The following is a 12,837-nucleotide window of genomic DNA, read 5'->3' on the forward strand; positions in this document are numbered from 1 at the left end:
AGGCCCTTCACGCCACCCGCGTGGCCCCCGCGAACGGCATCTGGCTGATCGGTGCCAGGCGCACCGGCGCGCTCGGGTTCGGGGCGTGGATCATCTGTCCGTTGCCCACGTAGATGCCGACGTGGCTGACGCCCTGGTAGAAGAAGACCAGGTCTCCCGGCTGCAGTTGGGAGCGCGGGACCCGGTTGCCCGCCGCGATCTGTGAGTACGTCGTACGGGGAATGGCGACCCCCGCGGAGCGGTACGCGGCCTGGGTGAGCCCGGAGCAGTCGAAGGCGTTGGGGCCCGTGGCGCCCCATACGTACGGGCTGCCGAGCGCCTTGTAGGCGTAGGAGACGGCTGTCGACGCACGGGCGTTGGGGGCTTTCGCCAGGGCGTCCAGGGCGGCGTCGCGGCCGGCGGCGCGGGAGGTCCGGTCCTGATCGCCGTCGCCCGCGAGCCGCGCCCGCTCTTCGGCGGTCAGCCGGGCGAGCAGCCGCTTGGCGGAGTCCAGCTTTCCGTTGACCGTCTTCTTGTGCTTCCTCAGCTCCGCCTGGCGGGATTCGAGGCGGTCGAGCGTGCCGTCGGCCTCGCTGTGCAGCTGGTCGATCTCCTGGAGCTGCTTGCGTACGCCGCTGACGGCCGAGGCCTGGCGGCTGCCCGCACGGTCGGCGAGCGCGGCGCGCTCCAGGAACTGGTCGGGGTCGGAGGAGAGCGCGAGCTGGACGGCGGGATCGATGCCGCCGCTGCGGTACTGCGCCGCGGCGATCGAACCGAGGCCCTCGCGCGCCGAGTTGAGCTTCTCCGTCTTGCGGGCCGCCTCGTCACGCAGCTCGCCCAGGGACTCCTCGGCGTTGTCCGCCTTCTCCTTGGCGCCGTTGTACTTCTCGGCGGCGATCTCCGCCTCGCGGTAGAGCGCGTCGACCTTGGACTTCACCTCGGTCGGGCTGAGCCGGGGGTCCGCGTGGCCCGTCCCGTCGAAGGCGGTCGCCGTGGCGGCCCCGGCGAGGGCGAGGGTGGCGGCGGTACGGGCCGTACCGCCGCTGAGCGCGCGCTGTCTGGGCTTGCGGTGAGCTGCCACGACGGGGCTCCTTAGGGTCCGGCGACGGCCCGCACAGGGGGAGCGGACCGCCGCCGGGTTTCTCGGCGGTGGTGTCCGACTGCCGCCCCTGGTCCGGACGGCGGTGGGGAGCCGGTCACCTGACGAAGGACGCTAAACCTGACCGTCACGGGTTGGTGACGGAATGTACGCAACTGGCGGAAGTGCTCCGGCCGGTGACCGTATGTGGCCGCGCGCATCGCGTGGACACACAGCCTTCGCACAGGCCCCTGACCGATGCGCCGCTTGTGGCCCACCTGGGTGCCGAGCGGTGGTAAGGCCCCGGCTAGGCTCCGGTTCCATGGACGTACTCACCCATGTCTTCGTCGGTCTGCACATCATCGGTATCGCCTCCCTGCTGGGCGGCTTCCTCACCCAGATGAAGCAGATGGGCCAGGGCACGGCCCGCTTCAACCCCGCGATGCTGCACGGCGCGCTGACCATGCTGGTCACCGGCGTGATCCTGGTGGGCCTCAACCAGGCGGACGACAACCCGGTCAACAACCTCAAGATCGGCATCAAGATGGCCGTGCTGATCGTGATCCTCGCGCTGGTCTATGTGAAGCGGGACGAGGAGAAGGTCGACAAGCGCATGTTCGGTGCGGTGGGGCTGCTGACCACGGCGAACATCTTCATCGCGGTGCTGTGGACCTGAGTCCGGATATCCAACCGACGCACTACGCACGCGTGGCCCGCATCCCCGAGAGGATGCGGGCCACGCGCGCGTAGGCGTAGAGGCGCGGGTTACGCGGGGCGCACCACGCTGTGGATCGGCATGTAGTAGATCGACTCGACGCGGACGTTCGTGCCCGGCTTCGGGGCGTGGATCATCTTGCCGTCGCCGATGTAGATCCCTACGTGGCTGATGTCGTCGTAGAAGAACACCAGGTCACCCGGCTTGGCGTCGGCGGTCTTCACCGTCGTGCCGACCTTCACCTGGTCCCACGTGGTGCGCGGCAGGGAGATGCCCGCGGCCTTCCACGCGTCCTGGGTGAGCCCGGAGCAGTCGTAGGAGTCGGGGCCCGTGGCACCCCACACGTACGGCTTGCCGATCTGCGCCTCCGCGAAGGCGATGACCTTCGCGGCCTTCGTCGCGTAGCCGCTGTCGGTGTCCCCGGAGCCGGTACCGGTGTCCGGGGTCTCCGTGTTGTCGCCGGTCCCGCCGGTCCCGTCGTTCTGCTGCTCTTCCTCGCGCTCCTTGGCGGCTGCCTCTTCCGCCGCCTTGCGCTTGGCCTCCGCCTCCGCCTCGGCCTTCTGCTTGGCCGCCAGTTCGGCGGCCTTGCGCTTGGCCTCTTCTTCCTTCTTCTTCTCGATCGCCGCGAGCCGCGCCTTCTCCTCGGCGGTCAGCTCAGAGAGCAGCGTCCGGGCCTTCGTGAGCTTGTCCTGGACGGTCTTCTTGCTCGTCTTCAGGTCGTCCCGCGAATCGCTCAGCGTCTCCAGGGACTTCGCGGCCTTCGTGCGCTGCTTCGTCGCCGACGCCTGCTGCGTCTGGTAGTCGTCGACGGCCTTCTTCTGGCGCTCGGTCAGCCGGTCCGAGAGATGGTTCTGGTCGAAGTACCCCTGCGGGTCATCGGCGAGCATCATCGTGGCGGTCTCGGAGACGGCGCCGGTGCGGTACTGGGCCGCGGCGAACGAACCGAGCTCCTGGCGGGCCTCGTTCAGCTTGTCCGTGCGCTGGGCCACGTCGTCCAGAAGGGTGTCGACCTTCTTGCGCTGCTTCTCGGTGCGCTCCTTGGCCGAGTTGTACTTCTGGGTGGCCACGCCGGCCTGCTGGTAGAGGTCGTCGACTTTCTTCTGGACCTCTTCGAGGCTGGGCTTCTGTGGCGCCGAGGGGGCCGCTTGGGCGCTCTGCGACAAGAGGGCCACGGAGGTGAGGGCCGCCGTCGTGATGCCGATGGCGGGAGTGGTGCGTATGCCGGCAATGCGGGTCCGCGGCTTGCGGTGCGACGCCAAGGGAGGCGACTCCTTCCGTAGACCGCCTACCGGGTTAGCTGTCGGGTTCGGGCGGGTGGTTCGGAAGGTTGCCCTACAGTCCCGTACTTCGTACGGGACCGATTCACCCCAAGGTCTTGGTGGGTCCCCGGCTCCGAGGAGGTCGGACTCGGCGGAGGCCACCCGTTCCCGGCGGGGTTCGCCGGTGGAAGTACGAGCAGCCCGCGGAGCACGCTAGCCAACTCGTGTGGTCCGTGTGAAGGTTGATGTTCGATATGCCCGATACATTTTCGTGACTTTACGAAGCTCTTGACGCGGGCACGCCGTGCCGTAGCGGAGTGTCACCGTCCGCGGGCGGGGCGTAGGCAGATGAAGGTGGCCGGAACCCGGGGCGGGTTGTCAGTGGGGCCGCCTAGACTCGGGAGGCGATGAGCAGCCTCTTTGATGACAGCTTCCTGGCGGACCTCCAGCCCTCGCGGGCATCGGAGGGGGAGCCCCCGCCGCCGCCCGAGGACAGTGCTCCGGAGCCCATTCCGGATGATCTGTTCGACGGGAAGTTCGACGCGCCCACGCCCCGGGACGCGCACTACCGCGGCGGCGCGCCCCGCCCGGTGATCGACCCGGCGGCGCTGCTCGACGGTCTCAACGAGAACCAGCGCGCGGCCGTCGTGCACGCGGACTCCCCGCTGCTCATCGTGGCCGGTGCCGGCTCCGGCAAGACCCGGGTCCTGACCCACCGCATCGCGCACCTCCTGGCCGAGCGGCATGTGCACCCGGGGCAGATCCTGGCGATCACGTTCACGAACAAGGCCGCGGGCGAGATGAAGGAGCGCGTCGAGCAGCTCGTCGGGCCGCGCGCCAACGCGATGTGGGTGTCGACCTTCCACAGCGCCTGCGTCCGCATCCTGCGCCGCGAGTCGAAGAAGCTGGGCTTCACCTCCTCCTTCTCGATCTACGACGCCGCCGACTCCAAGCGGCTCATGGCGCTGGTCTGCCGTGACCTGGACATCGACCCCAAGAAGTTCCCGCCGAAGTCCTTTAGCGCCAAGGTCTCGAACCTGAAGAACGAGCTGATCGACGAGGAGACCTTCGCGGGACAGGCCGCCGACGGCTTCGAGAAGACCCTCGCCCAGGCGTACGCGATGTACCAGTCGCGGCTGCGCGAGGCGAACGCGCTCGACTTCGACGACCTGATCATGACGACGGTCCATATGTTCCGCGCGTTCCCGGACGTCGCCGAGCACTACAGGCGCCGCTTCCGGCACGTGATGGTCGACGAGTACCAGGACACCAACCACGCCCAGTACGCCCTGGTGCGCGAGCTGGTCGGCCCCTCCGGAGGCGAGGGCAGTGATGTCGGCGAACCCGCCGAGCTCTGTGTCGTGGGTGACGCGGACCAGTCGATCTACGCCTTCCGCGGCGCCACCATCCGCAACATCCTCCAGTTCGAGGAGGACTACCCGAACGCGACGACGATCCTCCTGGAGCAGAACTACCGCTCCACGCAGACGATCCTGACCGCCGCCAACGCGGTCATCGAGCGCAACGAGAGCCGCCGCCCCAAGAACCTGTGGACGAACGCGGGCGCGGGCGCGCGCATCACCGGCTATGTCGCCGACACCGAGCACGACGAGGCGCAGTTCGTCGCCGACGAGATCGACCGGCTCACCGACGCGGGCGACGCGAAGGCCGGCGACGTCGCGATCTTCTACCGGACGAACGCGCAGTCGCGTGTCTTCGAAGAGATCTTCATCCGCGTCGGCCTGCCCTACAAGGTCGTCGGCGGCGTCCGCTTCTACGAGCGCAAGGAGGTCCGGGACGTCCTCGCGTATCTGCGCGTGCTCGCCAACCCGGAGGACTCCGTCCCGCTGCGGCGCATTCTGAACGTACCCAAGAGGGGCATCGGCGACCGCGCGGAGGCGATGATCGACGCGCTCTCGCAGCGCGAGAAGATCTCCTTCCCGCAGGCGCTGAAGCGCGTCGACGAGGCGTACGGAATGGCGGCCCGCTCGGCGAACGCCGTCAAGCGTTTCAACACGCTGATGGAGGAGCTGCGGACCATCGTCGAGTCCGGTGCGGGCCCGGCCGTCGTCCTGGAGGCCGTGCTCGAACGGACCGGCTATCTCGCCGAGTTGCAGGCCTCGACCGACCCTCAGGACGAGACGCGCATCGAGAACCTCCAGGAACTGGCCGCCGTGGCCCTGGAGTTCGAGCAGGACAGCGGTGCGGCGGGCGAGACGGGCGCCGAGACGGAGACCGAGGCCGAGGCGGAGGGTGCGGGCGCGGGTGTCTCCGGTTCGCTCTCCGAGTTCCTGGAGCGGGTCGCGCTCGTCGCCGACTCGGACCAGATCCCGGACGAGGAGGACGACGGCTCCGGTGTCATCACGCTGATGACCCTGCACACCGCCAAGGGCCTGGAGTTCCCCGTCGTCTTCCTGACCGGCATGGAGGACGGCGTCTTCCCGCACATGCGCTCCCTCGGCCAGGTCAAGGAGCTGGAGGAGGAGCGCCGTCTGGCGTACGTGGGCATCACGCGCGCGCGGGAGCGGCTGTATCTGACGCGGTCCTCGATGCGCAGCGCCTGGGGCCAGCCCTCGTACAACCCGCCCTCGCGCTTCCTCGAGGAGATCCCCGACGCCCATCTGGACTGGAAGCGGACGGGGTCCGTCGGCGCGCCGGCGTCCTCCGGACCCGCGGCGGGCATCGCGTCCTCCCTGTCGTCGTCGCGCTCGCGTGCCGGGGGCGCACAGGGCTTCGCCACGCGCCGTGCCACCGAGAAGCCGGTGGTCTCGCTGGCGGTCGGTGACCGGGTGACGCACGACCAGTTCGGCCTCGGGACCGTGGTCGGGGTGAAGGGCTCGGGTGCGAACGCCGAGGCGACGGTGGACTTCGGAGAGCCCAAGCCGAAGCGCCTGCTGCTGCGGTACGCGCCGGTGGAGAAGCTGTAACGCCGGGGGCGGCGGCCGGAGTTGCGTCGGGTCGCCGCCGCGGGTCACGGCCGCAGTTACGTCGGGTCGAGGTCGTGGCTGCGCAGCCACGGCAGCGGGTCTATCGCCGAGCCGCCGCCGGGACGCACCTCGAAGTGCAGATGCGGTCCCGTGGAGTTGCCGGAGTTCCCGGAGAAGGCGATGACGTCGCCCGCCTTGACGGGGCCGCTGGAGATCTTGTGCGTGGAGAGGTGGCAGTACCACGTCTCCGTGCCGTCCTTGGCGGTCACTATCGCCATGTTTCCGTAGGCGCTGTTCCACTTTGTGGAGACGGTTCCGTCGGTCGCGGCCATCACTTCGGTGCCGTACGACACCGGGAAGTCGATTCCGGAGTGCGCCGACATCCAGTTGATGCCCGCCTGGCCGTAATAGGCGCTCAGCCCCTGCTGCTTGACCGGCAGCGCGAACTTGGGGCGCAGACGCTCCTTGCGTGCGGCTTCCTCGGCGGCCTTCTTCTCGGCGGCCACCTTCTGCGCCTTGAGGTCGATGCGTTCCTGGGTGCGGCTCGCCCGGTCCGCGAAGTCGCCCGCGTCCGCCGAGAGGTTCTCCAGCTGCGTGTCGAGCTTGTTGTTGGCCGCGGAGGGCTTCACCGACGTCGGGTCCGGGGCCGTGGCGGCCTGGGTCTCCTTGCCGTCGTCACCGCCGAAGTTGCTCACGGAGGCGGCGGCGATACCGGCGACGCCCATCACGCAGGCCGAGGGCACGGCCACCGTGAGCAGGGCGGAGCGCTTGGCGGGGGTGCGGCGGCGGGTCCGCGAACGGGAGCCGCGGGAGCGGTCCATGACCGGCGGCTCGTCGTCGCCGGCGTCGCGTCCGAAGCTCGGCTCGATCGGGCCGAGCGGCTCTGCGGGCGCCTCGTCCGGGGTGAACTCGTGTTCGGCGGGGGCGGGTTGGGCGTACGGATCGGACGCGTAGGACTCGACCGGGGTGTCGGCCGCGTACGCCGCGTGCGCGTAGGCCTCGGCGGGCTCGGCGGGCTCGTACGGATCCAGGGTTCCGTGCTCTTCGACAAGCGCCGTCGTGTGCGCCTCGGTTGCCCCGTACGTCTCGTGTGTCCCGGTCGCCCCGTACGCCGCCTCGTGGCCGCCGGAGTTCCACGCCGTCGCGTCGTACGCCCCGGTGTCGAAGGACTGCGCCTCCCACTGGCCGGTCTGCTGCGGCTGGTTCCAGGCGGTGGAGTCCCACTGTTCACTGGCGTCGGGGCCCGGCTGGGCGGGGATGTCCGTGGCGAGCGTCTGGTAACCGCCGGTCGACCATGCGGCGCTGGTGTCGTAACTGCCCGTCTCGTAGCCGTTCGCGTCGTACGCGACCTGGTGCTGCGCGGCGTACGGGTCGTAGCCGAGTGTCTGCTGCGTCCCCGTGGTTGACCACTGGCCGGTGTCGTACTGACTGCCGGGCATGTCGCCGAAGAGCGGATCGGAGGCGAAACTTCCGGTGTCGGGACTCGCCGTGTCGTAGCCGCCGGTGGTGGTGAACGTGCCGGTGGAGTAGCCGTCGTACCCGGCGTAGCCGCCGTGCTGCGTGCCCTGGTCGTACGACGCATAGGGCGCGTAGTCGGCGGGTGCCGAGGCCGGGGGAGTGGGGGTCCCCGACGGGTGACGGTCGTTCACCAACTTCTCTTTCGCCTCGGCAGCAGGGGGCAGAGCAGTGCGGTGACTGTACCCGGCGGTACGCGGGCGCGACAATCTTCGGCAGGTTTCCCGATCTCAGGAAACGGGCATTCGGCCGCCTTTCGGCGGACTGTGGGCACAGGTTTGGCCCTGCGTTCGAGAAACGTTCGACGAATCGTGGTGAACGCAGGGCGCGGGAGCCGCTGCTGAAGTCGCCGCGCGTGCCGCATTTGCGTCACCGCGTGCCGCTTCATGCCACCGCGCGTGCCGCCTTCACATCGCCGCGCCTGCCGCTTTCACGCCACCGTCAGTCCGTTCAGCCCGCCCGCGCCCCGATCTCCCGTGGCCGGCTGGTCGATGGCCTGGCGGATTCCGGTGGCGACCGCGGGATGCACGGGCAGGGCGAGGTGGCCGATGCCGGAGACGCGTACGTTCTGCGCGATGAGGTCGGGATGGTCGATGCAGGCCGTTTCCAGGGGATCCATCAGCCGGTCCAGGTCGCTCCAGAAGCTCACGAAGCGCGTGCGGCACTCGGGCGCGGGTTCGCGCAACTCCTCGATCACATCTGAGCCGGGGCGCATCTGGCGCACGATCGGGTGCGCGTCGGCCAGCGGCACCACCCGTGTGCCCGAGTGCGGCGTACCAAGGGTGACCAGCGTGCGCACGCGCCGGTCGCCGCCCAGGCGCTGCGCGTAATAGCGGGCGATCAGGCCGCCGAGGCTGTGGCCGACGATGTCGACCCGGTCGTGGCCCGTGCGCTCGCAGATCTCCTCAATGTGGCGGCCGAGCAGCTCGGCGGCGGTGCGGATGTCGCAGGTGAGAGGGGAGTAGTTGAGGGACTCCACGTGCTGGCGGCCGTGCTGGGCCAGGGAGCGGCGGAGCAGCACGAAGACGGAGCGGTTGTCGATGAAGCCGTGCAGCAGGACGACCGGCGGCCTGCTCTCGGTGGGGAGCCGAGGGGCTTCGGGGGGTGACGGCGCGGGGATGCTCCTGCGTTCCGGCACGATGCCCGAGGGGTAGAGGAGGAGATGCCCGGTGAGGATCGCCAGCTCGAGCGCGGTCGCTTTCAGCAGGGTCAGGGAGAGTCCCGCCAGTCTGGCGGGGAGCAGCGAGCAGAGCGGGCGAAAGGGCAGGACCCTCGTGACGGTCATGGTCGACCTCCCGGTCGGCACGCGGGAGGACGGCTCTGTCCCCCGTGTGCCCGTAGCGGGGAGGCGCGGCGGAGGGCGGGCGGCGGCGCGTGGTCGGCGCCGGTGGCCTGCCCACCGGCGGCGCGATCGCCGATACGCCGCATCACCACGCCGCGCGGCTGACTGCGCGGTGGTGCGGCGACCTCCTTGCGGCTCCCCTTGCGCCGTCCCGGATACGGTCCGTATACCGCTGGATACGGGAGTGGCGCGCAGCGAACGTGTCCCATCGTGTGATTTCCCCCTCGCTCTCCACCGTGAAACTGCCGGGTGAGAGATGCTGGAGATAACGTTCGTTCACTTCCCCGGCCGGTGCGGCACGGGGTGCCAGTGCTTGGACAGATGGATATCGGTACATGGAGGCAGTGATGGGTGTGGCAGCCGGTCCGATCCGCGTGGTGGTCGCCAAGCCGGGTCTCGACGGTCATGATCGCGGGGCCAAGGTGATCGCGCGGGCACTGCGTGACGCCGGTATGGAGGTCATCTACACCGGGCTGCACCAGACGCCCGAGCAGGTCGTGGACACCGCGATCCAGGAGGACGCCGACGCGATCGGTCTCTCCATCCTCTCCGGTGCGCACAACACGCTCTTCGCGCGCGTGATCGAGCTCCTCAAGGAGCGCGACGCGGAGGACATCAAGGTCTTCGGCGGCGGCATCATCCCCGAGGACGACATCGCCCCGCTCAAGGAGAAGGGCGTCGCGGAGATCTTCACGCCCGGGGCGACGACGGCTTCGATCGTGGAGTGGGTCCGGGCGAACGTGCGGCAGCCTGCGGGCGCCTGAGCGGTTCGCCTTCTTGGGGGTGCGGGCGGGGGTGCCGGTTTTCATGGCGCCCCCGGTTTTGCCTGCCCCGGCGCTGGCGCTGGCGTGCTCGGCGGATTCGCTTGCCCTGGCGTACGGGGCTCCACCCCCAGCTCCGCGCGCATCGCCGCGCGCAGGCGCAACGTGCTGACCAGGCGCTGGAACGCCTCCGACCAGTAGCCGCCAGCGCCGGGCGACGCGTCCTCCGGCTCGTCCGGGATCGCGGTGAGCACGTCGAGCCGGACCGCCTCCGCCGGGTCCAGGCAGCGCTCCGCCAGGCCCATCACGCCGCTGAAGCTCCAGGGATAACTCCCCGCGTCCCGCGCGATGTTCAGCGCGTCGACCACGGATCGCCCCAGGGGCTCCGACCAGGGCACCGCGCAGACGCCTAGCAGCTGGAACGCCTCCGAGAGACCGTGCGCCGCGATGAACCCCGCGACCCAGTCGGCCCGCTCCCCGGCGGGCAGCGCGGCCAGGAGTTTCGCGCGCTCGGCGAGCGACGCCGCGCCCGGTCCCGCCGCGTCGGGCGACGCGGGGGCACCGAGGAGCGCGCGGGACCAGGTCGCGTCGCGCTGCCGCACGGCGGCTCGGCACCACGCCGCGTGCAGCTCGCTCCTCCAGTCGTCGGCCACGGGCAGCGCCACGATCTCGGCGGGGGCTCGGCCGCCGAGCCGCTGCGGCCAGCAGGCGAGAGGGGTCGCCTCCACCAACTGACCCAGCCACCAGGACCGTTCGCCCCGGCCGGCGGGTGGCTTCGGGACGACGCCGTCGCGCTCCATGCCCGCGTCGCACTCGTGCGGGGCTTCGACCGTGAGCGTCGGCGTGCTCTTCGTGCCGTTCGCATGGTCGATGGCCACACAGGAAGCGGCCCGGTCCGCCATCCGCGCGGCGAGGGCGGACGAGGGGAGCGCGGAGAGCAGCTCGGCCGCCGTGGCGCGGATGTTGCGACTGCGGTCGGCGAGTGCCTGTTCCAGGAACGGCTCGTCGGCGTCGCAGAGCCGCGTACGCAGCGAGTCGAGGAACATCAGGCGGTCCTCCGCCCGCTCCGTGCCCCAGGTGGTGGCGAGCAGGTCCCGCGCGGCGGCCGGGTCGTGGGCCCGCACCGACGCGAGCAGGGCGACGCGCTCTGCGAACAGGCCCTCCTCCCACAGCTGTTGGACCTGCGCCGTCTCCTCCGGGGCGGGCAGGGCCACGCCGCCGCCCGGGGTGGAGCGCAGCGCGAACTTCCAGTCGGGGTTGAGCCGTGCGAGCCACAGCGCGCGGGGGCCCGCGAAGGCGAGGGCCTGTGGCCGGAGGTCGGTGCGCCCACGGGCCGCGTTCAGGAGCGCGGGAAGCAGCTCCGGGGGTGCCGCGAAGCCCCGTTCGTTGGCCAACGCCAGCCACTGCGGGAGCAGTTCCATCAGATCGGGCACCGCGCCACGGCGTCCTCCGCTGCCCGCTCCGGGGTGATCGGTGAGCAGGGTGGCGAGGCGGCGCCGGGCCGTGGGCGGCACGCCGGGCCTGGGGTCGTCGGCGGCGGGCTCGGGCGGCGCGGCGGCGGGCGCGGGGCGCAGGCCCGCTCTGCGCCGGAGGGTCTGCACGGCGGCCGCGTCCAGGAGCGCGGTCGGGGCGTCCTTGCCCGGTGCGTGTACGGGGGGTGTGCGGCGGTCGGTGCCGAGGAGCGCGGCGGTCACCAGCTCCTCCCAGGGGGTGGCGGCGGCCTCGTCGAGCGGGGTGGTGCCGGTCATGAGGTCCCTTCTTGTGAAGTAAGCGCCTTTGAAATGCCTGCTTTTGGAGTATGTGATGCTGCACGGGCGGCAGCGGTGGCGTGAGGTGCGGTCAGCACAGCGGCACCACTTCTCCTGTTCCCTGCGGCCAGGCCGTCAGGGGAGTGAAGCCCTGATGGCCACATTCGCCGAACACCGTCACCGGAGCGCCTCCGGAGAGTGCAATCAGGCGCCACAGCCCAGGTCTGGACGTCGCGGACGGGGTGATGGGCAGGGCAAGACCCCCTTCCGCGTCGGCCAGTTGCCAGCCGTCCGCGTGCGGGGTCGGTATCACCTCGCGCAGCGTCACCGGCCAGGAATCCAGCCACGGGTCCAGTCGCAGCGCTTCTCCGTAGTGGGACGTCGCCCGCGCCGTGCTCACACCGGGCGGCCGGGCCGCCGTGGGTGCCGGCGCCGCGAACTGCTCGCCCAGATCCGTGCGCAGCTGTCCGACGCCCGGGTGGGCGGTCAGCTCGGCGTCCAGCGCAAGGCCGACCGGAAGCGAGAGCGCCGGGGCGCGGCCCGCGGCTCCGTACGAGAGAAGCAGGGCCGTGCGCCCGCACCCCGTGCCGTGCAGCCAGATACGGCGGGTGGTGAGCTTGCTGTCCGCCGTGTCGTACTGCGCGAGCACCAGCCAGTTGTCCCGCACCGGTGGGCCCTGCGCGGGCGTGGGCAGGCCGACGCGGGAGCGGACCGTGCCGGCCAGCGCGTCCGGCAGCCGCTCACGGTGCAGCCAGCCCTGGTCGAGGAGGTGGAGCAGTGCGCACTCCTCCAGCATCCGCACCGGCCAGCCGGGCCCGGAGGACGGTATGGCCCCCAACTCCCGCACCCGCGCGGCAAGTCCGGGCGCCTGCGCGTCGACCATCCGGGCCGCCGTCTCCTCCCACAGCCCGTACCCCGTCTGTTCGGCGGCCGCTATGCCGCCGCGCAGCAGATCGGAGAGGCGCTGCTCAAGCTCCGTCGCCCCCGCCGTGACCCGCTCGGCCCGCCGCTCCGCCCTGCGGCGCGCGGCCTCCGGATCGGCGGGCGCGGGCGGGCCCGGCTCTGCGGCCGGGCCCTGCTTCGACTCCGCTCCTCTACGGCGCGCCGAGAGCCACTCCCGCGCCCATTCCGGCGGCTGCGCATCGGGCACCCTTCCATCCGTCCCCGTCCAGAGCAGCAGCAGCCCGAGCGCGTGCTTGCACGGGAACTTGCGGCTCGGACAACTGCACTTGTACGCCGGTCCCGCCGATCCGGTGATGCCTGCGATGTCCACGACTGTCTGATACGGCTTGCTGCCGCTGCCCTTGCACAACCCCCACACAGCCCCCTCGCCCGAACTGCCTGCCTCCGACCACGGCCCGGCGATGCCGAGCCTGCTTCCCGCCTTGCGTGACGGGGCATCAGGTGCCAGTGCAAGGACCTGATCCGCCGTCCAGCGCACCCCCTGCTGAGTCATGTCTCCGACGGTAGGTCCCGCCACTGACAATCGACCTGGCGCCCGGTATTCGTGCAG

9 protein-coding genes and 1 riboswitch are annotated in these 12,837 nt (G+C 70.8%); of the genes, 3 read left to right on the plus strand and 6 right to left on the minus strand.

Annotated elements, in window-relative coordinates:
- Positions 1–7: 7 nt before the first annotated feature.
- Positions 8–1,060 (minus strand): C40 family peptidase, encoded by a 1,053-nt coding sequence (locus tag OG453_RS22125; protein ID WP_266870091.1) that lies wholly within the window; start codon positions 1,058–1,060, stop codon positions 8–10.
- A gap of 319 nt (positions 1,061–1,379) precedes the next feature.
- On the opposite strand from OG453_RS22125, the gene OG453_RS22130 reads away from it, so the two are divergent.
- Positions 1,380–1,733: a hypothetical protein gene (locus tag OG453_RS22130; protein WP_266870092.1), complete on the plus strand. Its 354-nt coding sequence runs from the start codon at positions 1,380–1,382 to the stop codon at positions 1,731–1,733.
- Positions 1,734–1,822: 89 nt separating this feature from the next.
- Here OG453_RS22130 and OG453_RS22135 read toward each other — a convergent pair whose 3' ends face one another.
- On the minus strand, positions 1,823–3,031 hold the full coding sequence (locus OG453_RS22135) for a C40 family peptidase (protein ID WP_266870094.1): 1,209 nt from the start codon (positions 3,029–3,031) through the stop codon (positions 1,823–1,825).
- Positions 3,032–3,038: 7 nt separating this feature from the next.
- Positions 3,039–3,195: riboswitch (cyclic di-AMP (ydaO/yuaA leader) on the minus strand.
- 243 nt (positions 3,196–3,438) lie between these two features.
- On the opposite strand from OG453_RS22135, the gene pcrA reads away from it, so the two are divergent.
- The gene (pcrA, locus tag OG453_RS22140; protein WP_266870096.1) at positions 3,439–5,958 is read left to right on the plus strand and encodes a DNA helicase PcrA; all 2,520 of its coding nucleotides are present in this window, start codon (positions 3,439–3,441) and stop codon (positions 5,956–5,958) included.
- 56 nt (positions 5,959–6,014) lie between these two features.
- Here pcrA and OG453_RS22145 read toward each other — a convergent pair whose 3' ends face one another.
- Both OG453_RS22145 and OG453_RS22150 read right to left on the minus strand, forming a co-directional pair.
- Positions 6,015–7,607: a M23 family metallopeptidase gene (locus tag OG453_RS22145; RefSeq protein WP_266870098.1), complete on the minus strand. Its 1,593-nt coding sequence runs from the start codon at positions 7,605–7,607 to the stop codon at positions 6,015–6,017.
- 296 nt (positions 7,608–7,903) lie between these two features.
- Positions 7,904–8,758, minus strand: a complete 855-nt coding sequence (locus tag OG453_RS22150; protein WP_266870100.1) for a triacylglycerol lipase — start codon at positions 8,756–8,758, stop codon at positions 7,904–7,906.
- A 404-nt stretch (positions 8,759–9,162) separates the two neighbouring features.
- Here OG453_RS22150 and OG453_RS22155 point away from each other — a divergent pair, with 404 nt between their 5' ends.
- Positions 9,163–9,579 (plus strand): cobalamin B12-binding domain-containing protein, encoded by a 417-nt coding sequence (locus tag OG453_RS22155; RefSeq protein ID WP_266870102.1) that lies wholly within the window; start codon positions 9,163–9,165, stop codon positions 9,577–9,579.
- 41 nt (positions 9,580–9,620) lie between these two features.
- Here OG453_RS22155 and OG453_RS22160 read toward each other — a convergent pair whose 3' ends face one another.
- Both OG453_RS22160 and OG453_RS22165 read right to left on the minus strand, forming a co-directional pair.
- Positions 9,621–11,324 (minus strand): DUF5691 domain-containing protein, encoded by a 1,704-nt coding sequence (locus OG453_RS22160; protein WP_266870104.1) that lies wholly within the window; start codon positions 11,322–11,324, stop codon positions 9,621–9,623.
- Between the two features lie 91 nt (positions 11,325–11,415).
- Entirely contained in the window at positions 11,416–12,780 is a 1,365-nt protein-coding gene (locus tag OG453_RS22165) for an SWIM zinc finger family protein (RefSeq protein WP_266870106.1), read from the minus strand.
- Positions 12,781–12,837: the final 57 nt, after the last annotated feature.

It is taken from the genome of Streptomyces sp. NBC_01381, from assembly GCF_026340305.1.
Classification (GTDB): domain Bacteria; phylum Actinomycetota; class Actinomycetes; order Streptomycetales; family Streptomycetaceae; genus Streptomyces.

Bases quoted from the DNA above. Each gene is read 5' to 3' on its own strand.
- OG453_RS22130 (WP_266870092.1), top strand. From the start codon at position 1,380: ATGGACGTACTCACCCATGTCTTCGTCGGTCTGCACATCATCGGTATC.
- OG453_RS22165 (WP_266870106.1), bottom strand. From the start codon at position 12,780: ATGACTCAGCAGGGGGTGCGCTGGACGGCGGATCAGGTCCTTGCACTG.
- OG453_RS22155 (WP_266870102.1), top strand. From the start codon at position 9,163: ATGGGTGTGGCAGCCGGTCCGATCCGCGTGGTGGTCGCCAAGCCGGGT.
- pcrA (WP_266870096.1), top strand. From the start codon at position 3,439: ATGAGCAGCCTCTTTGATGACAGCTTCCTGGCGGACCTCCAGCCCTCG.
- OG453_RS22160 (WP_266870104.1), bottom strand. From the start codon at position 11,324: ATGACCGGCACCACCCCGCTCGACGAGGCCGCCGCCACCCCCTGGGAG.
- OG453_RS22150 (WP_266870100.1), bottom strand. From the start codon at position 8,758: ATGACCGTCACGAGGGTCCTGCCCTTTCGCCCGCTCTGCTCGCTGCTC.